Source organism: Bacillus sp. JNUCC-21, assembly GCF_041222765.1.
Taxonomy (GTDB): Bacteria; Bacillota; Bacilli; order Bacillales; family Bacillaceae; genus Bacillus; species Bacillus velezensis.
This window is the reverse complement of the sequence record NZ_CP166019.1, coordinates 3,345,564-3,370,529: the sequence shown is the minus strand read 5'-3', so window position 1 is coordinate 3,370,529 and position 24,966 is coordinate 3,345,564. Positions and strand designations below refer to the sequence as shown.

General features: G+C 47.3%; 25 protein-coding genes. 19 read left to right on the top strand and 6 right to left on the bottom strand.

Annotated elements, in window-relative coordinates; genetic code table 11:
* Positions 1-101: 101 nt before the first annotated feature.
* Positions 102-563 carry a DUF2691 family protein gene (locus JNUCC21_RS17110; RefSeq protein ID WP_020956308.1) on the bottom strand — a complete coding sequence of 154 codons (462 nt, stop codon included), beginning with the start codon at positions 561-563 and terminating at the stop codon, positions 102-104.
* Between the two features lie 77 nt (positions 564-640).
* On the opposite strand from JNUCC21_RS17110, the gene JNUCC21_RS17105 reads away from it, so the two are divergent.
* The 3 genes from JNUCC21_RS17105 to JNUCC21_RS17095 all read left to right on the top strand — a co-directional run bounded on the left by JNUCC21_RS17105 (position 641) and on the right by JNUCC21_RS17095 (position 2,935).
* The gene (locus tag JNUCC21_RS17105) at positions 641-1,342 is read left to right on the top strand and encodes a class I SAM-dependent methyltransferase (RefSeq protein WP_136396588.1); all 702 of its coding nucleotides are present in this window, start codon (positions 641-643) and stop codon (positions 1,340-1,342) included.
* 37 nt (positions 1,343-1,379) lie between these two features.
* On the top strand, positions 1,380-2,495 hold the full coding sequence (locus JNUCC21_RS17100; RefSeq protein ID WP_069007328.1) for an FAD-binding oxidoreductase: 1,116 nt from the start codon (positions 1,380-1,382) through the stop codon (positions 2,493-2,495).
* Positions 2,496-2,560: 65 nt separating this feature from the next.
* On the top strand, positions 2,561-2,935 hold the full coding sequence (locus JNUCC21_RS17095) for a nucleotide excision repair endonuclease (RefSeq protein ID WP_007410094.1): 375 nt from the start codon (positions 2,561-2,563) through the stop codon (positions 2,933-2,935).
* Between the two features lie 38 nt (positions 2,936-2,973).
* Here the strand turns inward: JNUCC21_RS17095 and JNUCC21_RS17090 are convergent, their stop codons facing one another.
* Positions 2,974-3,246 carry a DUF1648 domain-containing protein gene (locus JNUCC21_RS17090; protein WP_015240532.1) on the bottom strand — a complete coding sequence of 91 codons (273 nt, stop codon included), beginning with the start codon at positions 3,244-3,246 and terminating at the stop codon, positions 2,974-2,976.
* 124 nt (positions 3,247-3,370) lie between these two features.
* Between JNUCC21_RS17090 and JNUCC21_RS17085 the strand changes: the two genes are divergently transcribed.
* The 3 genes from JNUCC21_RS17085 to JNUCC21_RS17075 are packed head-to-tail and all read left to right on the top strand — an operon-like array spanning position 3,371 to position 5,425.
* Positions 3,371-3,901, top strand: a complete 531-nt coding sequence (locus JNUCC21_RS17085; protein WP_025285231.1) for an SdpA family antimicrobial peptide system protein — start codon at positions 3,371-3,373, stop codon at positions 3,899-3,901.
* Complete coding sequence (locus JNUCC21_RS17080) at positions 3,898-4,842, top strand: sporulation-delaying protein SdpB family protein (RefSeq protein ID WP_053104626.1); 945 nt, start codon at positions 3,898-3,900, stop codon at positions 4,840-4,842. Before JNUCC21_RS17085 ends, JNUCC21_RS17080 begins: the two co-directional genes overlap by 4 nt.
* Positions 4,835-5,425 carry a sporulation delaying protein family toxin gene (locus JNUCC21_RS17075; RefSeq protein ID WP_007410098.1) on the top strand — a complete coding sequence of 197 codons (591 nt, stop codon included), beginning with the start codon at positions 4,835-4,837 and terminating at the stop codon, positions 5,423-5,425. The genes JNUCC21_RS17080 and JNUCC21_RS17075 overlap by 8 nt, the downstream gene beginning before the upstream one ends.
* Before the next feature lie 33 nt (positions 5,426-5,458).
* On the opposite strand, the gene JNUCC21_RS17070 is transcribed toward JNUCC21_RS17075, so the two are convergent.
* A complete protein-coding gene (locus tag JNUCC21_RS17070) occupies positions 5,459-6,385 on the bottom strand; it encodes a MerR family transcriptional regulator (RefSeq protein ID WP_040238906.1) in 927 nt (308 codons plus the stop codon).
* 195 nt (positions 6,386-6,580) lie between these two features.
* On the opposite strand from JNUCC21_RS17070, the gene JNUCC21_RS17065 reads away from it, so the two are divergent.
* The 5 genes from JNUCC21_RS17065 to JNUCC21_RS17045 all read left to right on the top strand — a co-directional run bounded on the left by JNUCC21_RS17065 (position 6,581) and on the right by JNUCC21_RS17045 (position 11,577).
* Positions 6,581-7,567 carry an SIS domain-containing protein gene (locus JNUCC21_RS17065; protein ID WP_032867108.1) on the top strand — a complete coding sequence of 329 codons (987 nt, stop codon included), beginning with the start codon at positions 6,581-6,583 and terminating at the stop codon, positions 7,565-7,567.
* Between the two features lie 73 nt (positions 7,568-7,640).
* Positions 7,641-8,906 (top strand): ABC transporter substrate-binding protein, encoded by a 1,266-nt coding sequence (locus tag JNUCC21_RS17060; RefSeq protein WP_150941580.1) that lies wholly within the window; start codon positions 7,641-7,643, stop codon positions 8,904-8,906.
* Positions 8,907-8,930: 24 nt separating this feature from the next.
* Positions 8,931-9,821, top strand: coding sequence for a carbohydrate ABC transporter permease (locus JNUCC21_RS17055; RefSeq protein WP_012118373.1), 891 nt, complete (start codon positions 8,931-8,933; stop codon positions 9,819-9,821).
* A gap of 3 nt (positions 9,822-9,824) precedes the next feature.
* The gene (locus JNUCC21_RS17050) at positions 9,825-10,709 is read left to right on the top strand and encodes a carbohydrate ABC transporter permease (RefSeq protein WP_043020728.1); all 885 of its coding nucleotides are present in this window, start codon (positions 9,825-9,827) and stop codon (positions 10,707-10,709) included.
* A 13-nt stretch (positions 10,710-10,722) separates the two neighbouring features.
* Positions 10,723-11,577, top strand: coding sequence for a PfkB family carbohydrate kinase (locus JNUCC21_RS17045; protein ID WP_032867112.1), 855 nt, complete (start codon positions 10,723-10,725; stop codon positions 11,575-11,577).
* A 24-nt stretch (positions 11,578-11,601) separates the two neighbouring features.
* Here the strand turns inward: JNUCC21_RS17045 and JNUCC21_RS17040 are convergent, their stop codons facing one another.
* Entirely contained in the window at positions 11,602-12,330 is a 729-nt protein-coding gene (locus tag JNUCC21_RS17040; RefSeq protein WP_053574106.1) for a GntR family transcriptional regulator, read from the bottom strand.
* Between the two features lie 155 nt (positions 12,331-12,485).
* Here JNUCC21_RS17040 and JNUCC21_RS17035 point away from each other — a divergent pair, with 155 nt between their 5' ends.
* Positions 12,486-13,592: an ABC transporter ATP-binding protein gene (locus tag JNUCC21_RS17035; protein WP_122504183.1), complete on the top strand. Its 1,107-nt coding sequence runs from the start codon at positions 12,486-12,488 to the stop codon at positions 13,590-13,592.
* A gap of 49 nt (positions 13,593-13,641) precedes the next feature.
* Here the strand turns inward: JNUCC21_RS17035 and JNUCC21_RS17030 are convergent, their stop codons facing one another.
* Entirely contained in the window at positions 13,642-14,511 is an 870-nt protein-coding gene (locus JNUCC21_RS17030) for an endonuclease I family protein (protein WP_007410107.1), read from the bottom strand.
* A gap of 199 nt (positions 14,512-14,710) precedes the next feature.
* On the opposite strand from JNUCC21_RS17030, the gene allC reads away from it, so the two are divergent.
* From allC to JNUCC21_RS17000, 6 genes are all read left to right on the top strand, one after another.
* Complete coding sequence (allC, locus tag JNUCC21_RS17025; protein ID WP_094031259.1) at positions 14,711-15,952, top strand: allantoate deiminase; 1,242 nt, start codon at positions 14,711-14,713, stop codon at positions 15,950-15,952.
* A 60-nt stretch (positions 15,953-16,012) separates the two neighbouring features.
* The gene (locus tag JNUCC21_RS17020; RefSeq protein ID WP_369878834.1) at positions 16,013-17,224 is read left to right on the top strand and encodes an alanine--glyoxylate aminotransferase family protein; all 1,212 of its coding nucleotides are present in this window, start codon (positions 16,013-16,015) and stop codon (positions 17,222-17,224) included.
* 121 nt (positions 17,225-17,345) lie between these two features.
* Positions 17,346-18,542 (top strand): tetracycline resistance MFS efflux pump, encoded by a 1,197-nt coding sequence (locus tag JNUCC21_RS17015; RefSeq protein WP_007410110.1) that lies wholly within the window; start codon positions 17,346-17,348, stop codon positions 18,540-18,542.
* A 56-nt stretch (positions 18,543-18,598) separates the two neighbouring features.
* Positions 18,599-19,732 carry a hypothetical protein gene (locus JNUCC21_RS17010; protein ID WP_369878353.1) on the top strand — a complete coding sequence of 378 codons (1,134 nt, stop codon included), beginning with the start codon at positions 18,599-18,601 and terminating at the stop codon, positions 19,730-19,732.
* Positions 19,733-19,857: 125 nt separating this feature from the next.
* The gene (locus JNUCC21_RS17005; RefSeq protein WP_007410112.1) at positions 19,858-20,037 is read left to right on the top strand and encodes a hypothetical protein; all 180 of its coding nucleotides are present in this window, start codon (positions 19,858-19,860) and stop codon (positions 20,035-20,037) included.
* Between the two features lie 135 nt (positions 20,038-20,172).
* Entirely contained in the window at positions 20,173-21,303 is a 1,131-nt protein-coding gene (locus JNUCC21_RS17000; RefSeq protein ID WP_043020734.1) for a Rap family tetratricopeptide repeat protein, read from the top strand.
* A 452-nt stretch (positions 21,304-21,755) separates the two neighbouring features.
* On the opposite strand, the gene JNUCC21_RS16995 is transcribed toward JNUCC21_RS17000, so the two are convergent.
* A complete protein-coding gene (locus tag JNUCC21_RS16995) occupies positions 21,756-23,351 on the bottom strand; it encodes a PucR family transcriptional regulator (protein ID WP_150941387.1) in 1,596 nt (531 codons plus the stop codon).
* 180 nt (positions 23,352-23,531) lie between these two features.
* Between JNUCC21_RS16995 and JNUCC21_RS16990 the strand changes: the two genes are divergently transcribed.
* A complete protein-coding gene (locus JNUCC21_RS16990; protein ID WP_015240517.1) occupies positions 23,532-24,896 on the top strand; it encodes an allantoinase in 1,365 nt (454 codons plus the stop codon).
* The last annotated feature ends 70 nt before the right edge of the window (positions 24,897-24,966 follow it).

Sequence of the window (24,966 nt, the reverse complement as noted above, 5' to 3'; positions counted from 1 at the left end):
GTATACATGAGGGGGTTGTTTTTTTGTTGAAAACACACGAATTTGTCAATATTTTGAATCCTAAGCCCTATCAGGCGCTTCATAAAAAGAACGCACCTTCATCAGACAGACAATCCCGTTCTCGCGTCATTCTCATCTGTAACATAGTCAACGCGGAGAAATCCGCATTGTACAGCCTGCTGATAAAGGGCTTCGAGCATATCCGGATCTTTGCAATATAACGTTACATACGAGCAATCTGCAATGAGAAGCACAAGCTCACAGGAACTCTCCAAATACTCCTCGTACGTATTGATTTCCGTTACCATCCCGCCCGGGAAAGCTTTCAATTCAGCAAAAATCATATAATAAGGGTTTCCTTCCAGACGCTGACGGAGTTCTTGACCCTGAATGATACGCTGATTTTGCGGAAACAGGTCTGTATCGATGCCTTCTTTGAATTCCGTATACGCCTCTCCATCACCGATAAACCACGTATAGGAAGAGATGGGGAACGGTTGTAATATATCTGCCGCAAACCGTCCGAATTGATTTGGGATGTTAAATGTAATGCCGCGTTTCATATGGTCGTATCTCCTTTCAGCTTTTGCTAGAATAATATGGTATACCATTTGGATAAATATTGAAAGGGGTGGGTGTTATGACAACACGATACGGAATTGATGCGCCTTATGGAGCGTTTGGATTTATCTTTATTGCGCTCCTTTATGCCGCAGCCACGTTATACGGCATGATTCCTCCTTACTGGGGCTGGCTGACGGGCACCTTGTTTTTATTGCTCGGTCTTTGGATGCTCTTGTATTCAACGGCCATTAAACTTTTACACCGCCATCGCATTCTTGCGCTATCCGGTTTAAAGCCGGACATGAAGGTGCTTGATGTCGGTACGGGGCGGGGGCTATTAGCCATCGCCGCGGCTCAAAAAGGCGCTGACGTCTCAGCGATTGACAAATGGTCAAGCTGGGACCTGGTCGGAAACGGAAGAGACGCATTTGAAAAGAACAGACAGGCTGAAAGAGCGCCGGAAATTGATCTGTATGACGGACTGGCGCAAGACATGCCGTTTCCTGATGAGACGTTTGACCTTGTCATTTCGCATTTTGTCGTACACAACATTTCAGGCAGAAAAAAGAGGGAACGGGCGATTGCGGAAATGGTGAGGGTGCTGAAGCCTGGCGGCACATTGGCCGTGTCAGATATAAAAAATACATCACAATACAGAGCAATTCTTGAGGAAAACGGCTTTCAGACAAGAACGTATTCCTTTTATTATACGTTTCCGTTTTCGAAACTCATCATTGCCGTCAGGACTCCGGTAGGAACCGGGCGCTCCATTTGTTAAAATAAATAAGACAAAACAGATAGAAAAGGTGTTATACATGAAGTCTTATTTGATTATCGGGGCCGGCATTCTCGGTGCGTCCGCGGCTTATCATCTCGCAAAGGCCGGGGCGGAAGTAACGGTCATTGACCGGAAACACCCGGGGCAGGCGACTGACGCCGCGGCGGGGATCGTCTGCCCGTGGCTGTCGCAGCGCCGCAATCAGGCATGGTATGCGATCGCAAAAGGCGGAGCCCGTTATTATGAACGATTGATACAGCAGCTTGAAGCTGACGGAGAAACAGAAACCGGTTATCAAAAGGTCGGAGCCGTCAGCCTCCATACGGATGAAAAAAAGCTCAGCCAAATGGAGGAAAGAGCTTATAAAAGAAGAGAGGACGCCCCTGAAATCGGTGACATTACAAGACTGACTCCGGAAGAAACGAAGGCGCTGTTCCCCGCGCTGTCGGAGGAATACGGGGCGGTTCATGTCAGCGGCGCGGCCCGGGTGAACGGGAGGGCGCTTCGTAAGGCGCTGTTGAACGCGGCCGTTAAGCACGGCGCGGCGGTTTACAATGAAGAAGCGTCAATATTGACAGAGGACGGTGCCGTCATCGGTGTGAAAACCGCAGAACGCACGCTTACTGCCGACCAGGTTCTCGTAACGGCCGGCGCTTGGGCGAGAGAGCTGCTTGAGCCGCTCGGTATCCGTTTTTCAGTATCATACCAAAAGGCGCAGATCGTTCATTTAGAGCTTCAGGGAGAGGATACGGGCGGCTGGCCCGTCGTCATGCCTCCAAACGATCAATACATTCTCGCCTTTGACAGCGGCAGAATCATAGCGGGCGCGACTCATGAAAACGATACCGGCATGGATTTGCGGGTGACGGCCGGCGGTCTCCGCGAGATTTTTGACAAAGCATTAACCGTGGCGCCGGGCCTTTCAGACAGTACTGTAATAGAGACAAGAGTCGGTTTCAGGCCGTTTACTCCCGGTTTTCTTCCCGTCATCGGCAAAGTGCCGAATATCAGCGGACTCCTCGTTGCCAACGGGCTGGGCGCCTCAGGACTGACGAGCGGGCCGTATCTGGGGGCTGAACTGGCGAAACTCGCGCTCGGGCAGCAGACGGAAATTGATTTAAGCCTTTATGATCCGGCCGGGGCGCTTGAATAAAAAATAGCTTTTGGCGCATTCTTATGATAGGATGGAGCTTTAATGAATAAGAGGACGTGACCCATTTGATAAAAATAAACCTTCCTGCTCCTGATGTAACCATTACGGAACGGCAGCAGTCACCGTCGGAGAATGAACCGGCGATTAAAGCGATTTACGGTTTCATTGATTTTCACCAAATTCCGAGAGACAAAGGCGGCATATTTATGTTTTATAACATTCATGATGAGCTGCTGTTTGTCGGGAAAGCCCGTAAATTAAGACAAAGAATCAAAAAGCATTTTGAAGACAATGTGTCGCCTGTTAAACATCACAGAGACGAAGTGTATAAAATTGAAGTATGTGTCGTAAATGATCCGATGGAAAGGGAGATTTACGAAACGTACGCGATCAATACCCTTCAGTCGAAATACAACATTGAGAAAGTATTTTATAAATAAGAAAAACCGGAGCTTAAGGGCTCCGGTTTTCTTTATGTTTACAGTGCCAGCCACATCACTGCAATATGCACGATCAGCAGACAGTAAACGATGAGGAATAGCTGGACGACCTTTTTTCTGAATAACATGCAGATCATCATGAGCACGGGAAAAATCAGGACGCCGGCCGTTTTATTGATTGATGTATTCGGACGGTTCGACACGTCATAGTGAATGGCCATATCAGCAGGAAGAAACGGATAAAACACAATCGACAGAATAAAGGCGAGAACCACAGCTCCCCACAGCACTTTATCATTCATCAAAAACATATGAACACTCCCTTTTTTACATATAATAGTATATTAGTCTGAAAAATCTAATTTATCAATATTTTACTTGTTGAATGGTGTATAATCATGTCAATGAAATTTCCATACGCTAGGAGGGTTTCAATTGACTGACAAGAAGCAAACCAGCATGTTTTCATTCTTTCTTTTTATCATGGCCGCCTGGATCATCGTTTTGTTTTTTACCATCATCGCGGCATTGCCAAGCTCCGCCATCCAATTAACCAAGCATCAATCCAAAACCGTTTCCATGATTTATCCGCAAAGCTGGGGATTTTTCAGTAAAGATCCGAGAGAAGACAGCTTGAACATCTATCTTCTTGATGCCGATGAGGAGCTCAGATGGCCGAATAATTCTCTGAAAAATGTCATCGGCTTAAACCGCTACGGCCGGACGCAAGGGATAGAGCTCGGCCTTATGCTGGAAAAGCTGCCTTCCAAAGAGAAGTGGAACGACTTCACGACTGGCCAAGACATTAAGGATACCACATTTTTGAAAATGAAAAATGAGTCTCCCTCCCCAAGGCTGAAAGGGAAAATGATCATTACATATGAACGCATTACCCCATGGGCATGGAGCCAACATACCGAAACGAAAAGAACCATCAAAAAATACATCGGAGTGGATGTCAATTGATTCAGGATGCAAAAAAGCAGCTCACCTTATGGATGATGAAGAATCCGCCTTGGACAAATGTGTACGGGCTTGCCAGAAGCTTAATCGCGCTCGGCACGCTGCTGACATTGCTGTTCAATCCGGCGTCTGTCTTCTTCAAAACGCAAAATCAAATGCTCAGTTTTTCCGACACGTTCAGCCTGTTTCTGCTGTTTCCCGATTTCCGTTACATTGAGATCGTCAAAGCCGTTTGTATCTGTATGTTAATCCTTGTCGTCATTGGCTGGCGGCCGCGAATCACCGGTTTTTTTCACTGGTGGATTTCGTACAGCTTCCAAAACTCCGCCGTTACCCTTGACGGAGGAGATCAGGTGGCTGCCGTTTTTACACTGCTGCTGCTCCCGCTGACATTAACCGATCCGCGGAAATGGCACTGGTCTCCGTACGAGGCGTCTTTTGAGAAAAGACCGCTTGAGCCTTATTACCGCTCCTTATGCTGGGCGACACTGACAATCATCAGAATACAGGTCGCGATGCTGTACTTTAACTCTGTCATTGCCAAACTGATGGAAGAAGAGTGGCAGAACGGAACCGCCGTTTATTACTATTTGAACGATCCGATGCTGGGTCTGCCGGATGCGCTTCACGGTCTGTTTGACTTTATCCTGCAGTCCAAGCTTGTCGTCATCCCGACTTGGGGCACGCTCATTGTGCAAACCATTATGTTCTGCGCTTTGTTCGCTCCGAAAACATATTGGCGTCTGATATTGTTTATCTCCATTTTTATGCACGAAATCTTTGCCGTTATGCTGGGGCTTACCTCGTTTTCCATTACGGTGGCTGGTATTTTGGTCCTGTTTTTGGTGCCGGCAGAGAAAACAGTAGCTTTGAACCATTACAATCCCCTTTTTATCAGATACAATTTTTTAAATAAAAGGAAAAGGAGGAAATTATTTGGTTAAAAGCAAGAAGTCCGCAGCTGCCATGATGCTGGTGTTTGTTTTAATGGTCGCATTAGTCGGCCCGCATGCCGCGGCGAAAACTGAGCCGTCGGTCTCTTATTCGGGTGAAGACATTTTTTCCGGCATCTTTTTCGGACAAGGTGAGGTCGCAAAACTCCTTCCTGAAGTATGGGATACCAAGGCTGTCAAAAAGATTGATCAGGATGAATTAAAGCAAGTTTCCGATCAGGTGATCGCTGATATTAAAAAGTCATCGCCGGATTATTTTAAAGAGTTGAAAGCGGCGGTCTACAGCGGCGATTATGAGAAAGTGAACAGCGTCATTGATCAAGGTTCGCAGATTATGGCGAAAGTGCTGAAAGAAGAGTTTGACAAAAAGAGCATGGACAAAGGAAAATCAACGGCCATCGGCCAATGCGCAACGGCTGTATGGGTATTTTTAAACGCGGCGGCCGCCATTGAGACGATCGCTCTTGCGGTAGCGGCCATCATTTTGACAGTAGCAAGCGTTGACGAAGATTCCGACTTAGGAAAAGAGCAGCTCATCGCTAATGTCGTTGACCGCATTAACGCGCAGCACTGAGGCTGAAGAAAGAAAACGCTAAGGAGACGAACCTTAGCGTTTTTTTGATTGAAGCATCTGTTTTAAATATGCTTCTGAATCAAAGCCGAGTTCCTCGTCGGCTTCTTTTTTCAGTTCAAGCTGAAGTCGCACGTACGTGTCATATTTCGGGCTGAGCTTTTGAAGAAGATTGCTGAAAGGCGATCCCTCCTTCAGCGCGGGCAGATCAGAAGCTGATTCTCCGACCTTGATCAGGCTTTCCCTGTATTCTTCATCTGTCTGCACTCTTTTCACAAGCTGAATGATGATGTTTTTATGAGTGTCCCAAGTGGCGGGGTCTCTCTCCAAAATCCGCTCGATAAATTGATCATGCTGTACTTTGTGCTGCTGGAGCTGAGCCGGATCCTCCTTGCCGACCAGCTGCATCATCGGGTGTGCAGCCGGAACTTCTTCCATATCATCCAATACTTTAATAAGCTCCGCCCATATCGTTTTTTTCTCATCTGTATCAATAGAAAAGTCGAGGAACGGTTCAAACAGCGCGGCGATAAATTCTCCGAAATCTCCCGGGAACAGTTTTTTCAGCTGAAGTCCCATATACTTCGGTTCATCTATTTTGACCTCGCCGATATCATGCAGAATTGAATCGACATTTTCCGCATCTTCCACGCGCTTGATCAGCATTTCAGTCAGTTTCCGTTCCTGCTCAAGCTCTTCAATCTGCCGGCTGAGCTTTTGATGCTGCCGGCGCAGTATATCATGCAGACTGCTGCCCTCTAAGAGGAACGCTTTAATATCGCTTACAGACAGTGCCAGCATTCGGAGGGCGGCAATCATTTTCAGCGTATTCACGTTCTGAGCGGAATACTCACGGTATCCGTTATCAGGGTTTTTGCTGACGGTGATTAAACCTTCCTGCTCATAATATTTGATGGCTTTTTTCGTGAGACCCGTCTGTCTGGCGGCTTCTTTTATATTCATTCTGAATCACTCCCTGTTTTTCATTCTAAACGTGTCTCTAAGGGTCAGGTCAAGAGAGGGCGGGAAATAAGACGGGTTTATTTTATATTTTAGAAATTTCAGAAAATATGATTGACAACGCACCTTTGTGCGATTAATATAACGTTATATAATGTTATATAACGTTATATAATAAAACACTGAGGAGTGAAGGATTTGAGTCAAACTGCCGCACAAGTGAATCACAAGGTTCAGGCTTTCTTGGATGATCTGAAAGGAAAAACGATTGATCACGTCTTTTTCGTCGCTTGCGGGGGTTCTTCAGCCATTATGTATCCGAGCAAGTACGTGTTTGACAGAGAGGCGAAAGCCATCAGCTCTGATCTCTACAGTTCAAATGAATTTATTCAGCGCAATCCCGTTCAGCTCGGAGAGAACTCTCTCGTGATTTTATGTTCTCAGTCAGGCAATACGCCGGAAACGGTGAAAGCCGCCGGTTTCGCCAGAAAAAAAGGCGCGCTTACGATTGCGATGACCTTTGAGCCTGATTCGCCGCTAGCGAAAGAAGCCGAATATGTCGCGGTGTATGACTGGGGTGAGAACGCACAGGCGATAAATACGAATTACGGGGTTCTGTATCAAATCGTGTTCGGCGCTTTACACGTGCTGGAAAACCATCCCGCGTTTGAGCCGGCGATCGACGGACTCAATAAGCTCCAGACCGTATATGACAAAGCGCTTAAACAAGAAGCGGATCACGCAAAGGCATTCGCGAAAGCCCACGAAAAAGAAGATATCATTTACACGATGGCAAGCGGTGCGAACTACGGTGTCGCTTACTCCTACAGCATCTGCATTCTCATGGAAATGCAATGGATTCATTCCCATGCCATTCATGCCGGAGAATATTTTCACGGACCGTTCGAAATCATTGATGAATCCGTTCCATTTATTATCCTGCTCGGCTTAGACGAAACAAGACCCCTTGAAGAGCGGGCGCTTTCCTTCTCAAAAAGATACGGCAAAAAACTGACTGTGCTTGATGCGGCAGCATATGATTTTTCCGGAATTGACGATTCTGTAAAAGGCTATCTGGCTCCTCTCGTATTAAACCGGGTGCTCAGAAGCTATGCGGATGCGCTGGCGGAAGCAAGGAACCATCCGTTAAGCCAGCGGCGTTACATGTGGAAAGTCGAATATTAAGAACGCGCATTATATTTCACCGGACTATAATGATATATAACGTTATAGTCCGGTGACAAAGGAGGAAAAGCATCTGAAAAAGCTCATCTGCCTGTTCGTTCTGTTAGCCGTATGTCTGTCAGCCGCCGCCTGTTCAAGCCAAAGCAGTTCCTCTGACGGAAAAGTGACTCTGAAGTTTTTTCACAGGTGGCCGAAGGAGCCGGAAAAAAGCTATTTTGAAGAAGCGGTCAAAGAATTTGAAGCCGCTCATCCGGATATTCATATCCAAACGGAAGCGGTCTTAAACGATTCTTATAAAGACAAGGTGAAAGTCATGCTCGGAACAACGAGCCCCCCTGATATTTTCTTTTCATGGAGCGACCGGTTTGCTTATAAATTCATCAAAGGAGACAAAGCCCTCGATCTGTCGTCTTACTATCAGCAGGATAAAGATTGGTCCTCACAGCTGGTGCAGTCACAAATCAAACCCTTTACGCATGACGGAAAACAGTACGGTGTTCCGTGGCAAATGGACGCTAAATCATTCTTTTATAATAAGGACATTTTTAATTCATTACATTTGAAGCCCCCGGCGACATGGGATGAACTGATCACAGTCTCTGAGAAATTGAAAGAGAACGGATATATTCCGATCAGTTTCGGCACAAAAGCGCCTTGGACCATTTCTCATTATATCGGGACGCTGAACCAGCGTATGGTGGATGAAAAAACGCGGGCGAAAGATTACAGCCCGGAAACCGGGGAGTTTACGGACGAAGGCTATGTCAAAGCGCTTGAAAAGCTTCAGGAACTTCTGCCGTACTTTACAAAGCACGTGAACTCCGTCGATCACGAATACGTGCGCCAGCAGTTTACGAGCGGCAAAGCGGCGATGATTTATGCGGAAACGGCAGAAATTAAGCTCGTCGAACCGGTCAATCTGGGCTTGTTTCCTTTCCCGAAAATCATCGGCGAAAAGGGATCTCCCCGTGCACTGACCGGATCTCCGGAAGGATTTATGATTTCCTCAAAAACGAAGCACCCGAAAGAAGCCATGGAATTTCTTCAGTTTTTAACCTCGAAAAAAATGGGGGAGAAGCTGATAAAAGACGTCGGTAAATACAGCGCGGTTCAAGGAACGGCGACAGAAAACAATTCCGCCCCGATCCAGCGTGAAGCCGTGCAGGATATCGTCCGCGCCGAAACAATGGTGCCGTGGTTTGATATGGATGTTGACGTTGAAATCGCCGATGTGTATGCGGCAGGCGTTCAGCAGATGCTCGGCGGCACAATGACACCGCGCGAGGTGATGAATTCCGTGCAGAAAGCGGCGCGTCAGGTCAAAGCGTCATCTGAATAGAACAGATTTCTTTGGAGAAAGGAGATGAGGATTTCCTTGGTCAGCCGAAAACGTTTCATTCCGTATCTGTTTCTCGCGCCCGCGCTGATTTTTCTGCTGTTCGTTTACATTCCGATTATTGAGAATGTGTTTTTCAGTCTGTTTGAATGGAGCTCATTTCAACCCGAAAAGACGTTTATCGGTTTGAAAAATTATATTGACCTGTTTCACGATCCCGTGTTTTTTACAGCGCTCCGCAACAATGTGCTGTATGCGGTCATATCGCTGATTTGCCAGGTTGGCGGCGGCTTAATTCTGGCGGCCGTGCTGGAAGACAGACTGGTAAGAAAATGGTCGCCGTTTTTCCGCACGGTCTTTTTTCTTCCGGTCGTCATTTCCATGACCGTCATTGCGCTGTTGTTTGATTTTATTTATAACCCGGAAATCGGGCTTTTGAATCAGCTGCTGGAAGCCGTCGGACTTGATGAACTGACCCGGGCGTGGCTGGGCGATGAAAACACCGCTATGCTGTCTGTCATTTTTGTGTCTCAATGGCAGTCTGTCGGTTACATCGCCATGCTGTACATTGTCTCGATTCAGAGCATTCCCGCTGAATTATATGAATCGGCGCAGCTGGACGGAGCCGGAAAAATCCAGCAGTTTTTTCACATTACGGTGCCGCAGACGAAAGAAATGTCGTTTGTTGCCGTGGTGATGACGCTGACCGGCGCATTTACCGTATTTAATGAACCGTATATTCTGACCGGCGGAGGGCCGGGCAATGCTTCAGAAGTGCTGAGCACATTTTTGTATAAGAGCGCTTTTACAAAGGATATGATGGGCTACGCTTCTGCGATCGCGACGGTGGTGCTTTTGCTGACGCTTGCTCTGTCGCTTATTCAGATGAAATTCTTTAAGACCGGAAAGGAGGAGTAGCCGATGCTTCCTGAAAAGACGGACTTGCATCATGCCCGTCAGGCCGTCAGAACAGGCGGAAAACCGAGAAAATGGTATGTCGGGGAAACGTCTGTGTGGCTGTTTCTCTTTATCTACCTCATTGCCGTTGCATATCCGCTGTTATGGATGGCGGTCAGCGCCTTTAAAAGCTCGGATGAGATTTTTGAGCACAGCTGGTCGCTGCCCTCTGTCTGGCATCCCGAAAACTTCGTATCCGCATGGAACCAAGGGATTTCCGCTTATTTTATGAACAGCGTCATTGTGACCGTGCTGACTTGTCTCATCACCGTATTTGTGAGCGCCTGGGCGGCATACGGGCTGGCCCGTTTTCAATTTAAAGGAAAAGGGTTTGTGCTGATCATTTGTCTTGGCGGCTTGATGCTGACGCCGCAGGTCAGTCTTGTGCCGCTGTACTCCATTATCCAGTCATTGGGACTGTACAATACGTATTGGGCTTTGATTCTTCCGTACGCAGCCTACCGTATTCCGTTTACCGTGATTCTGATCCGTTCCTATTTTTTGTCGATTTCCAAAGAGCTTGAGGAAGCTGCCTATCTGGATGGATGTACAAGTTTCGGAATATTTTTCAGAATATTCTTACCTATGAGCGTGCCGATTCTGGTGACATCAGGCATTTTGACGGCTTACCATACATGGAATGAGTTTATGTTTGCGATTATTTTTATCGATGATGAAAATTTACGGACGATTCCGGCCGGGCTGATGCAGTTCAGAGATGCGCTGCAGACGGATTGGGGCGTGCTGCTGGCCGGGCTGACGATTTCTGCTGCTCCGATCATAGCGCTGTTTTTATTGATGCAGAGATATTTTATCCGCGGCATTGCTGCGGGAAGCGTGAAAGGATAAGGAGGATGAAAAGATGAAACTGATAGCGGCCGGAGATAATGTAGTAGATTATTATCAGGATCAGGAGACGTTTTACCCGGGCGGAAATGCGTTAAACGTAGCCGTGCTTGCCCGGCGCTTAGGCCACGAAACTTCTTATATCGGGATTCTCGGCAGTGATGAAGCGGCGGATCACGTATTGAATGTGCTGAAACTGGAAAAGGTGAATGCCGATCTGATCCGCCGGGCATACGGCGAAAACGGGATGGCGGTCGTCACGCTTGATGAAAGAGGGGACAGGATATTTGCCGGATCAAATAAAGGCGGCGTGCAATCGCGTCTGACGCTCGCTTTTCAGGAGAATGACATCTCATTTATCGCCGGACATGATCTGCTGCATACGAGCGTATACAGCAGGATAGAACGTGACCTCCCGATGCTGAGCGGCCATGTGCCGATTTCCTTTGACTTCTCTGTAAAACGTGACGAAGCCTATTTAGAAGCGGTCTGTCCGTACGTGACGTATGCGTTTTTTTCCGGGAGTGATTTGAGTGAAAGTGAATGTATGCGGCTTGCCGAAAAAGCCCGCGGTTTCGGAGCGAAAATCGTCTGTCTGACAAGGGGGGAATATGGCGCGGTGTTATCGGATGGGGAACGCGTCTATCATCAGCCGGTGGTAAGAGCTGATATAATAGATACATTGGGCGCGGGTGATTCTTTTATCGCCGGGTTTCTTACCGATTTCTTCGAGCATCAGGATATTCGGCGAGCGCTTACTGCGGCCGCCGGGACGGCTGCCAAAACATGCGGAGGGTTCGGAGCGTTCGGTTACGGGCATCCCTACAGGCCGGGCGGCGGGAAAAGCAGTGAAAAAACGAGAATACGATAAGCATTGTCTCGTTTTTTATACTTGTTACGCATAGGGACTGTTAATGGTAAACGTAACGCGGTCGGTATGCATTAAAAACAGCGAGCTGTATATCGGCTTGTCTTTTGACATAAATGCGGTTTTATCAATTTCAAAAAGCGCATCCCCGATATCACAAGCAAGATAGCGGCTTTCTTCCTGCTTGGCGTATACGACATTTAACAGCTTCGTATTATGGGTGGGCACCACCTGATAGTGCTGTTTCAAAATGTCATGCATCGACACGCCGCCTTTAATATGCTTGCCGATGTCGGGAAATAAACTGAGCGGATAGTGAGCGATTTCGAATGAGAGCGGCTGGTCGTCGTGAAATAAAATGCGTTTTAATTCAAGAACGGGACTTTCGGAAGCGACGCGAAGTTTTTGGGCGATGGATTTAGGCGCTTCAATGATTTCATGGGAAAGGATCTGGTGTTTCGGTTTTTTCCCCGTTGATTCCATAAATTCAGAGTAGCCGTTGACCGCGATGAGCTCCCGCTTCAGTTTAGGGCTTTTAACGAACGTTCCCTTTCCCTGCTGCCGGACAAGCCAGCCTTCTTCCACAAGATCAAGGATGGCCTTCCTGACCGTTATGCGGCTGACGTTGTACGTTTCGCACAGCTCATTTTCGGTCGGCAGTTTTACGGACGGCGAATAAACGCCCTTCTTGATATCGTCCGCGATAATTTGTTTCAGCTGAATATATAAAGGTTTCGAGCTCCCGTTATTTAACAATGGGACGGACCTCCTTTGTCAAGTAGTAGTACTATTATATGTATTATGACGTTATAATACAAATTTGCTTTTCATTTATGAATCTTTCAGAAACCCCGAACATTTTTAACATAACAGAAAGATGTGGCGGTTTCCAGTATTGGAGGAGGTTTCGAATGGCATCATTAACATTTGACCATATCAAAAAAACATACGGCGCCCAATCGGCGGCAGTGAAGGATTTTCACTTAGATGTAAAAGATGAGGAGCTGCTGGTGCTTGTCGGGCCCTCCGGCTGCGGCAAATCTACGACACTCAGAATGATTGCCGGACTGGAGAGCATTTCTGAGGGGAAGCTTTATATCGATGGAGACGCGGTGAACGATCTGCCCCCGAAGGATCGCGATATCGCGATGGTTTTTCAGAATTACGCGCTGTATCCCCACATGACGGTGTTTGATAATATGGCCTTCGGTTTGAAGCTCAGAAAGCTGCCGAAAAAAGAAATCGCAGAGCGAGTCCGGACGGCCGCCGATATTTTGGAAATCGGGCATCTGCTCAAGCGGAAACCGAAGGCTCTTTCAGGCGGACAGCGGCAGCGGGTTGCGCTCGGCCGGTCGATCGTGCGGGAGCCGAAAGTGTTTCTGATGGACGAGCCGCTTTCCAACTTAGACGCGAAATTGCGAGTGACGATGCGCGCCGAAATCAGCAAGCTCCATCAGCGTTTGAAAGCGACCATCGTTTATGTGACGCATGATCAGACGGAAGCGATGACAATGGGCGACCGGATTGTCGTGATGAATGAAGGAGATATTCAGCAGGCCGCAAGCCCCCATGAGATTTATCATTATCCGGCGAATCTGTTTGTGGCGGGTTTTATCGGTTCTCCGAGTATGAATTTTATAAAAGGCGCCATTGAAGAAAGTCACGGGCAATGGTATTTTGCCTGTTCGTCCGTTCGTCTGCCCATTCCGAAAGAAAAAGCGGCCGTTCTTGTGCAGAAAGGATACAGCGGTAAGGAGATGATTGCGGGGCTGCGTCCGGAGCATTTGACGCTTGCCGGACAATCAGAGCACCCGCCTGAAGCGGTGTGCCGCGCTGTGGCGGAAGTATGTGAAAACTTAGGCGCGGAGATGTACGTTCATGCGGTGAGCGGAGATGACCGCATGACGATCCGTCTTGACGGCGCTTCACAGGTGAAACCCGGCGATGCTATTCTGCTTGCGGTCAATATGAACCGGGCCGTCTTTTTTGATGCCGACACTGAAAACGCCGTATATTGAAAAAGGGAGCCTGATGATCGGGGCTCCCTTATCACTTCTTATGATACGATTACCAGATTTCATCCGCCCATTCCGGATGGTCGATAAACGGATTGCGGTTATGCTGATAGTCTTCGTAAATGATTTCGTTCCGCCGTTTTTCCTTACTGTCGACGGGGTCTTGTTGATTCCATTTGAGCAAAACGGACAGTTTTCCCATGTAAGGAGCTGAGCCGTTTCCGGTTTTATCATTCAGCTCAAGGTCAGGATACCCGTCGTCTCCTTCATAACGCACCGCCATGTAAAACAGCATGCGGGCGACATCTCCTTTAACCTCATCGCGCGGCTCCCAGGAATCGCCGTCGTAATAATTGCCCGGTGCTTTCGGGTATTCTGAGCCGCCGTTATCAAAATCCATGTTTCCTCTGGCACTGTTCACCTGGACGTCTGCAGGGCGCAGATGATGAATGTCCGTCCCGGGGCCGGCAGCTGTTCCGAAGTTTCCGTGTGACTTTGCCCACACGTGTTCGCGGTTCCAGTCCCCGACGCTGCCTCCGTTTTTACTTTTGGCCCGTGATTCCTGGGTGTAGAGCAAGATGACATTGTTCGGATTTGCCGGATCTTCGTCAGTTTCCTTCAATGCATTCCATACTTGGCTGTAAGACAGCTTTGTATGTCCGCTGATGATACGGTGCAGGGCGCTCTTTAAGGCCGTTCCGCTTTTTCCGGAAGCTTCTTTGTAATATGTGTCCGTATCCGCAGACGGAGTGATGACAGCTGAGGCAGTTTGCGGAAAAAGAGTTGTGCCGCCGGCAGTTGAAACCGCCATCCGGCTGTACAGATTCGTGTCAGCCGGCGCGCCCGCAGAGGCTGACGGCGCGGCCCATCCAAAAATGAAAAACAGGCAGACAATCGGCAGAAACCAAAGTTTTTTTGTCATGACTTGCCCTCCTTTACCTCTATTATCCAAAAAGTAAATCTAATATTCTATCTTTTTTGAAAAATGGTTCCTTCGACTTATTGGTCAAAGTATCCGGAAAATCATTGATTTTTTAGAGGATATGATAATGAACTCGTTATGCGCTCCTTCTATAATGAAGATCATCTTGTCAGTTTTTCAGTTTAAAAGGAGGGCGTGTATGGAACATCAGCAGCTTTCGGCGGCGAATATCGGGATTTCCGATGACATACAATGGCTGTCTCAATTCGGCGCTTCCGCTTCCGGCGGAGTGACGAGGCTTTTATATACGAAAGAATGGATGGACGCCCAGCTTGCCGTCAAAAAGAAAATGGAGGCGTTCGGGCTGGAAACGGCATTTGACGATGTCGGAAACGTGTTCGGCCGTTTGGACGGCACAGAATCACCTGATGAGGTGATTCTGACCGGGTCGCATATTGACACCGTTATTGACGGCGGCAAATATGACGGTGCGTTCGGAGTGCTGGCGGGCATGCTGGCGATCCGGCATTTGCATGAGACGTGCGGGCGTCCGAAAAAAACGCTGGAGGCTGTGTCGCTCTGTGAAGAGGAAGGGAGCCGTTTTCCCATCACCTATTGGGGCTCAGGCAATATCACCGGTGCTTTCTCGCTTTCAGATGCGGAAACGCCGAAAGACGCGTCCGGCATTTCTCTGAAAGAAGCCATGCGGCAGAACGGCTTCGGTGCAGGCCGTTATCCAGCACCGCTGCGCACTGATATTAGTGCCTTTCTGGAAATACATATTGAACAGGGGCAAACGCTTGAACGATCGGGAAGGGATATCGGGATTGTCACCGGGATTGCCGGACAGAGACGCTATACCGTTACGCTTGACGGTGAATGCAACCATGCCGGCACCACTTCAATGAAATGGCGGAAAGACCCGCTCGCGGCGGGAAGCAGCATTATCCACGAACTGATGCTCTCAGCGGAAAGACAGCCGGAAGAGCTCCGCCTGACGTGCGGGAAAATGACGGTTGAACCGAATATGGCGAATGTCATTCCGGGCCGTATCCAGTTTTCCGTTGATATTCGCCACCCGGAGGAAGACGTGCTGGCAGCCTTCCATCAGAAACTGGTATCGATTGTTGAAAACATCAGCCGCAGCAAAGGAGTCAGGCCCGTTATTGATGAATATATGAGGATAGAGCCGGTTCAAATGGATCAGACCCTGACACGAACCGCAGCAGAGGCTGCAAAAGAGCAGGGGGCGGACCCGGAGAAAATCGTAAGCGGAGCGGGACATGACGCCCAGATGCTCGGCAGAACCTTTCCGGCCTGCATGCTGTTTGTGCCGAGCCGTGGCGGGATCAGCCACTCGCCGCTTGAATTCACACCCGCACATCAGCTTGAAACCGGCGTCCTTACGCTGGCGAATGTATTACATAAACTTGCCTATTAACGTAAAGGGGGAATCGGCGTGCCGACCAGAAAAGAATTGTGCATTCCGCAAAGAACCATTATGACACCGGGACCGACAGAAGCTGAACCGAGAGTGCTGAGGGCGATGGGCGCTCCGATCATCGGCCAGTTTGACCCGGCATTTACCGGCATCATGAACGAAACGATGCAAATGCTCCGTGAATTGTTTCAAACGGAAAACCGCTGGGCCTATCCAATTGACGGTACATCAAGAGCGGGGATTGAGGCTGTTCTCGCAAGTGTGATAGAACCGGGCGACAGCGTGCTCGTTCCGATATACGGACGCTTCGGATACCTGCTGACTGAAATCGCCGAGCGGTACGGAGCGGACGTTCATACGATCGAGTGTGAATGGGGAACGGTCTTCCGGCCTGAAGAGATTATCAGCGAGATGGAAAAGATTTCCCCGAAAATCGTCGCTATGGTGCACGGAGAAACATCAACGGGGCGGATTCACCCGCTGAAAGAAATCGGGGAAGCGTGCCGCGCCCAAGATGCACTCTTTATCGTGGATGCCGTGGCCACGATCGGAGGCTGCCCCGTAAAAACGGATGAATGGAAGATTGACGCAGTCATCGGGGGAACGCAAAAATGCCTATCGGTCCCCTCCGGAATGGCGCCGATTACTTATAATGACCGGACGGCAGCTGTCATTGCCGCGCGTAAAAAGGTAGAACGGGGCATTGCGACGGCAGCTGACGGCAAAAGGCTGTCCGGTCATCGGCCGGTTACGAGCAACTATTTTGATCTGAGCCAGCTCGAAGATTATTGGAGTGAAAGAAGGTTGAATCACCATACAGAAGCGACAGCAATGCTTTATGCGCTGCGGGAGGGTGTGCGTCTTGTCTTGGAAGAAGGACTTGAAGAACGGTTCCGCAGGCATCAGCATCATGAAAAAGCGCTTACGGCGGGACTTGCAGCGATGGGCCTTGATTTATTCGGCGATCCGGAGGCGAAGCTGCCTGTCGTCACATGTGTGCAGATTCCGCCGGAAGCAGACGGCGAATCGATCAGAAGGATGCTTTTGTCTCAATTCGGAATTGAAATCGCCAGCTCGTTCGGTCCGTTGCAGGGGAAAATTTGGCGAATCGGAACGATGGGCTACAGCTGCAGAAAGGAAAATGTACTGTTTGTGCTGGCCGGACTTGAAGCGGTTCTGATCAGACACGGAGTTGCCGTTAAAGCCGGTGAAGCGCTGCAGGCGGCCCTTAACATATATGATCTGCCGGCTGAAACCGGTGTGCTGTCATGAGACTTGAAAACGAGATTGAAATCATCTGGACTTTTTTCCCTTTTCCCCGTTATACTGAATGGTATAAAAAATGACAAATATGGAATGATCATCTGTTTGTCTGGGGAGAAGGTAAGAAATCATGGCGTACATGGGCCGATTGTCAATTTTAATGCTGAATATGTTTATTGCGATGCTTGGAATCGGATTGATTATTCCGATTATGCCCGCATATATTACCGAATTCGGAGCGACGGGGAGCACGATGGGTCTGCTTGTTGCGGCGGCGGGGCTTACACAGCTTTTATTTGCGCCTATTGCCGGGGAAATAACCGACAAATACGGACGGCGGAAACTGATTATTTTCGGCATCGCCGCCTTTGCCGTGTCACAATTGATCTTCGCTTTTGCCGGAAGCCTATGGCAATTGTTCGCATCCCGCCTTTTGGGCGGAATGGGCGCGGCGTTTTTAATGCCGTCAATGTTCGCTTACATAGCGGATATTACGACCGAAGAAGAACGCGGGAAAGGAATGGGGCTGTTCAGCGCGGCGATGACGCTCGGTGTCGTCATCGGGCCCGGTGTCGGAGGCTATTTGGTTCATTACGGCATGTCTGTGCCGTTCATCGTGTCTGCAAGTCTCGCCTGCTTTTCAACGGTGCTTTCATTTTTCTTTCTGCCTGAAACGCTGGGACGTGAAAAGCAGCTGGAAGCCCGGGCAAAAACGGAAAAACGTGAGCATCTGTTTAAGCAAATGTCACGCGCGCTCAAGTCGCCGTTCGCGTTTATGCTGATTCTGGTTTTTGTGCTGAACTTCGGAATTATGAACTTTGAATCCGTTTTCGGCCTTTACGTTGATCATAAACACGGATTTAAAGCCTCTGATATTGCCTTTATTATTACGGCTGCGGGTCTCATCGGCGTGTTTGTGCAGGCGGTCGGCGTCAGTTATCTCGTCCGCAGGTTCGGGGAAAAGCGCGTCATTAACGTGACGTTGATCGGGGCTGCTGCAGGACTTGTGTGGTGCCGGTTTGCGGGTTCATATTGGGCCGTTTTTGCCGCGGCAATCTTTTTCCTGACGCTGACATCGCTGCTCCGGCCGGCGGTTAATACGATGCTGTCGAAGCTCGCCGGTGACCAGCAGGGGTTTGCCGGAGGGATGAACACCTCATTCATCAGCTTAGCGAATATCGCCGGACCGTCAGCCGCCGGTTTTCTCTTTGACGTAAATATGGAATTTCCGTATATGCTGGGAGCGGCCATTCTCGCCATCAGTTTTCTGGCCGCGCTTGGCTGGGGCAAAAAGACACAGACCCGGCCGTTCACGCAGCAAGGATAAGAATCAAAGCCTCCGTGTATCCGGAGGCTTTTTGCTATCTCATAGGGAGGAAAAAAATGAGTAGACTTAAAACCCTGTTTATTTTCATTTGCATACTGATCGTCACAACCTCTTGCGGTCTCATCCCAACTGGGAATGAAAAAGAGGAAAGAAGCAGCAATCAAAAGACTGTATTAAAGGATATTGACAATGCAAAATTTATTGTTGGTTTTTCTAACACTTTAGATAGGGGAAGTGAGATTGGGGTTTACGGTGAAGATGGTATTAAAATGGATAGCTTGGAATTGAAAGATGGTATAAATTTCACGATGTCTTCACATAACAAAAATAATACGTTCTTTCTATCAAATAGAAGCAATAATCACTTGATGATAGACAATAAAACCGGAAAAATAAACAAAATAAATGAAAAGAGTTTGTCAAAAACAACTGAGGATGAAGGTGCTTTCTTTATAAATAGTTCTGACGGTTATATCATCCATGACATTAACGTTGGATATACAGACAAAGGGCTGGAAAGTGAACTGGTATATTGGAAGGGGAACAGCCGAAAAAACAAGAAACAAATAAAGCTTGACGGAGAACTTGGATCATCAATAGCCGTCAAAAATAAAATTTATGTCATTTCAAGTGATGAAGAAAGTATGTCCGTCATTTCAATCAACCCAGAGACAAATAAGCAAGAGAACAAGGCATCCATACCGAATAAAGGGATATACTTCATGGATGAAAAGGATGCATTCCAAGCTCTAGATGAAAATACATTTGTACTGGCAGTTAATGATAACGTGAATGAGAAAGAGAATTCTAAGCTCATATTAATAGACAGAGAGACTCTTAAGGTAAAAAAAGAAGTCGAGATGGAGAAAGGGTTTCATCTTGCAAAATTGAAAATATTAAAAGATAGCATCTTAGCTGTTTCTTTTGCTGGGAAGCTGCAGGTGTTTGATAAAAAAATGGGTAAGAAAAAATCTTTTGATTTTTATGCTGGGGATGATAACAAATTAATGAATGATGTTCAATTCAATGACAGAGAGATGTATGTTTTACTCAAAAACTTTGATATCCAGCGTGATAACAAGCTTGGAGATATCACGTCTTATGATTTGAAATCAGGCAAAAAGGTAAAAACAATCTCGCTAAAAGCAAAAAAAGAGTGGGAAATTGCACGTTTTGAAATTTTAAAATAAGTTGAGATGATTAGATCAGCTCCAGTTACATTCTGCATATATTATACTCATCATTACCGGGAGATTCCAGCATGGTTCAGGTTACCATGTAAAGGGCAATAAGATAAGCGAAGGGATGGATTGACATGAATAGTATCAGGTACATATTGTATTTTGTGATTTCTTTCGTTTTACAGCTTCTCTGGTTCTTCTTAGTAAAAGAAAATTCTAATGTAACTATACTAGACATGTTGATAATGTCTCTATTATTCACATTATTTATGTTCATCTTAGATAAATTTCTCAAAAAAAAGCAGGCTGCATAGGGACTGCTTTTTTTGTTGTAGACTTAAAACTCAAACCAAGATTTATGATCAAGACGAATGAAATTTTGCGGTTTTATTGCGGACATACATAATTTTGGAAATGTTAGAATATTATATAAAAGGAGGAGTGGCCTTGTGAGTTCTGTTTTACCATCATCGGAGGTTGGCGTTAAGATTAATGAATGGTACAAAATGATACGTCAGTTCAGTGTTCCGGATGCGGAGATTTTGAAAGCGGAAGTGGAACAAGAAATAAATGAGATGGAAGAAGACGAATATCTACTGATTTACTACACCCTCATGAAATTCCGCCATCAGCTCATGCTGGATTATTTAGAACCGGTGACTACCCGTGTGAGACCGACAATTGACGAGCTGTTGGAAAAAATCGAAGCATCAAATAAAGGAATTTCCGGCCTGCTGTGCTATTATTCTTTATTTTTCCGCGGCATGTATGAATTTGATCAAAAGCAGTATGTAAAGGCGATCGGCTTTTATAGAGAGGCTGAAAAACAACTCGTTCATGTGCATGATGAAATTGAGAGAGCGGAGTTTCATTTTAAACTGGCTGAAGCATATTACGGTATGAAACAAAGCCACGTCTCTATGCATCACGTAAAGCAAGCGCTCGATATTTACGATCAGTATGAGTTGTATAAGGTCCGGAAAATTCAATGTCTATTTGTCGTATCAGGGAACTATGTAGACTTTAAACGTTATGAAAAAAGCTTGCCGCATTTAGAAAAAGCTTTAGAGTTGTCGAAACAAGTAAACAATAATGAAAGGCTGCTCAGTTCTGCTTATTACAACATAGGAAAGAATTACGGAGACTTAGAAGAATACAGTAAAGCTGAAATCTACTTAAAAAAAGCAGCGGAGATATCTGAAAAGTATAAATTGGGTAACCTTCCACATTCCTTGTTTACATACGCAAAGCTTCTATTTAAACAAGGGAAAACAAGCGAGGCGATTCAAATCAGCAAAAAGGGACTTTCATCAGCGATATTTCAAGGAGATAAGCTGTTTGAATCTCTGCAAAAATATTTGGAGGCTTTATATATTAATGCAATAGACCAAATGGGAATCAAAAAAACAATTGATTACCTTGAGAAAAATAAAAACTATTCGTATGTAGAAGATATTGCTCTTGATACGGCTGCTGTTTATGCAGAGTCAAAGCAATATGACAAATCTTATTTTTATCATCAAAAAATGATTCAAACGCAAAAACAAATTCAGAGGGGAGAATGCCTGTATGAATTTTAGAAAAGGCGTATTTATCATTGTGTCGGCTGTCGTTTTAATGTCAGGGGTCGGTCTAGCAACATCGGCTGTTTCATTTGATGGATCATATCAAGTTTCGTCTGATCGTAATCAAACCTAAGAAGGAGAATGCCTGTATGAATTTTAAAAAAAGCATCTTCATTATTTTGGGTCTGTCGTTATCTTTAGTATGCGGAATGGGTGTGAACACAGTGGAAAAAACACATGATACCTTTCAAACTGCTTCGGATCGTTTTCAGACTTGAACAGCAAAAGCCTTTTCTTCGGGAAAGGCTTTTTTAGTTTAGATTAGAGTCTGCTGAAAATCATAACTAACGGCTGATGATGTCAATGGAAGCAGATGTTGACGGCAGCATTTTTTGAGAATTAAGCTGAATGAATCCCCCTTAAATAGGATGCGGGAGAACAACCGCATCCCTGTCTCTAACGATTCCTTAACCGATCAGCCGCTGCATTCTCAGCGCGAGCCGCAGGCGCATCGTCGTCTCCGGATCTTTTAAGCTTTTGCCGAGCAGTTCCTCGCATTTTTCTAAACGATAGATCACCGTATTTCGATGGACGTACAGGCGCTTAGCCGTTTCTGAAATCTGGCAGTGGGTCTCCAGATAAACAGACAGCGTATGAAGCAGGCTCTGGTCCTCCTTTTGCCGCTCGGCCAGGCTTTGGAGGGTGGCTTCGTAAAACTTCTTCACATCTTCCGCCGGAAGCAGGCGGAGCAGCTCCGGCACGTCTTTGGCATGATAGATTTGAATAAACTCCGCGCTTCTGGACAAATGCCCGGATGAAATGGCGTCTGAAGCTTCAGTAAAAGCGTCAGGGACGTCGATCAGCTTTTGGCATATGTTTGAGATGCCGAAGGAGACAGTCCGTTTAAACTGCGTCCGGACCTGCTTTTGAAACTGCTCCAAAAAGCTGATGACAGACGCGTGCATTTCATTCCAGCTGTCTGTCGCTTCAATTAAAAGAATACCGACATTTCCTTTAATAAAGAGATGAGGGGGAAACGGAAAGGATGACAGCTCCCCTTCAAGCAGATCAAATACATGATCGGAAACGAGCTGATTTTCGGTAAAGCTGATCGTTTTCTCATTTCGGTCAAGCTTTCCGCAAATGCACATGTATTTCTGATCCCAGCGGAGCCGGAATTCTTTGGCGCGGCTTTTGATTTCTTCATGGCCGGTAAACGAGCGGTCGATGAAATTGCTGAAAAATTCATTGCGCGCCCGTCTGCTGAATTGTTTGACGGCATTTTCTTTCAGCAGTTCAAAGGAAATGACGTTAGCCGCCTGTTCAATAGTCAAAATCATGCCTTTATCAGCGGTCTGCACCAGCTCCGGTATCACCAGATAACCGCAGTTTTTTTCAACATTCAGAATCGGCAGGACAGAATACGCCTTTCTGTCGGACAGCATGGAAAAGCAGGTGAAATAAGGCCCGGAAAGGGAATAACAGATGTTTTTCAATAAAGACGTGTCAATGGGTATGCGGTGGGACGATGATAAGAGTTTTGTATGCTGATCCAAAAGCAGCACGGGAAGCCGGAGAATGTCTGAGAGCTTCTTAAGCAGGGATTGCAGCCCTTTGCCGCTCATGATGTGGTTTGTGAATTTTTTATGGGCGTAAATGGCCTGCTGGAGCTCATTTGAACGCATATCAAGAATATGGCTCAGTGTGGCGTTGACGATATCTCCGAGCCTGATGTCTTCCGGCAGCTCAATAATCGGAAATTCATACCGGTCGGCAAGCTCCGCGGCATCTTTCGGAATGACATTAAGATAACGCTTCGTTTTGATCCCCAGTCCCGCGCAGCCCCGTTTTGCCATGAGGCGGATCAAATCTTTCAACAGCTGCGGGCGGTCCTTCAAGTGGTAAGCCGTCGTGACGAGCAATTCGTTTTTATGTAAAAAATCAGCGATGTCCGGCGCATCCATCATGTTGACGTGCTGCACCTCCCTCCAGCCGCCGGATTTGCCTGCGATTAATGCGGCCCGCTCATAAGCGGGAATCTTCATCACGTCATAAATGTTCATCAGTCAGTCTCCTTTCAGGTTCTAAAGACAACCATTGGTTAATATGAATAAAAATCATCAAAAATTATAGCGGTTTTACTGATGTATTACGATCATAGTAGCAGTAAACTGGCAATCATAGACGCATGTTGTGATAAAAACTGACAGAAAAATCGTCATCCTTACAGGGAGGAAGATAAAATGGCCTATGACGTAATTGTAAAGGGTGCGAAAGCTGTGCGAAAAGGCGGAACAGAGCGGGCTGATATCGCCGTCAAGGACGGGAAAATTGCCTTGATCGGACCCGGCATTGACGAAAACGCGGAACAAGTGGTGCAGGCGGACGGCATGTATGTGTTTCCGGGCGCGGTCGATTGTCACGTCCATTTCAATGAACCCGGCCGAGAAGAATGGGAAGGCATTGAAACCGGCTCAAACATGCTGGCTGCCGGCGGCTGTACGGCTTATTTTGATATGCCGCTTAACTGCATTCCTTCGACGGTAACTGCTGAAAACCTGCTGGCAAAGGCGGAAATCGCCGAACGGAAGTCAGCGGTTGATTTTGCGCTTTGGGGCGGTTTGATGCCCGGGTATACCGAACATATCCGGCCGATGGCAGAAGCGGGGGCAATCGGGTTTAAAGCGTTTCTGTCTAAGTCGGGAACGGATGAATTTCAATCAGCCGATGAACGGACTCTTTTAAAGGGAATGAAGGAAACCGCGGCGTGCGGCAAGATTTTGGCCCTGCACGCAGAAAGCGACGCCCTCACCCGATTCCTTGAAGCCGAGTACGCGCTCCAAGGGAAAATTGATGCCCGAGCTTACGCTTCCTCACGTCCGGAAGAGGCCGAATGCGAGGCTGTGCAGCGGGCGATTGAATATGCAAGAGCGACGGGATGCGCGCTTCATTTTGTACATATCAGCACGAAACGGGCCGTGCTCTCCATTCAGCAGGCGAAAAAAGACGGATTGGATGTCACCGTTGAAACGTGTCCGCACTACTTATTATTCAGCTTTGAAGACTTCCTCAAAAAAGGGGCGGCCGCCAAATGCGCTCCGCCGCTCCGCTCAGAGGCTGATAAAGAGGAATTGATCGGGGTTTTGGCAGAGGGCCTGATTGATATGGTGTCTTCGGATCATTCTCCCTGTCATCCGTCTTTGAAACGCGAGGATAATATGTTCCTGTCGTGGGGCGGGATCAGCGGAGGCCAATTTACGCTTCTCGGCATGATTCAATTAGCGATCGATCATGGGATTCCGTTTGAACATGTGGCCCGATGGACGGCCGAAGCACCGGCCAAGCGCTTCGGGTTAACGAATAAAGGCCTGCTTGAAGAAGGATTTGACGCTGATTTTGCCATTGTCCGGCCGGAACCTTTTACCGTCACAAAAGAAACGATGTTTTCCAAACATAAGCAAAGCCTGTATGAAGGCCGCACCTTTCCATACCGAATTGCTGCAACCTACAGCAAGGGGCGCTGTGTGTACCAGGATGGCGGCCGTAAGCAGAGCGGGGCTTTCGGAACATTCCTGAAGCCTTCTCAAATAAAGGAGCCGATTCTCTGATGAGAATCGGCTTTTTTTGTCGTTTGGAAAGCGGGTCTCGTGGTATCTTTTTATAAAAAGGAGTAAAACA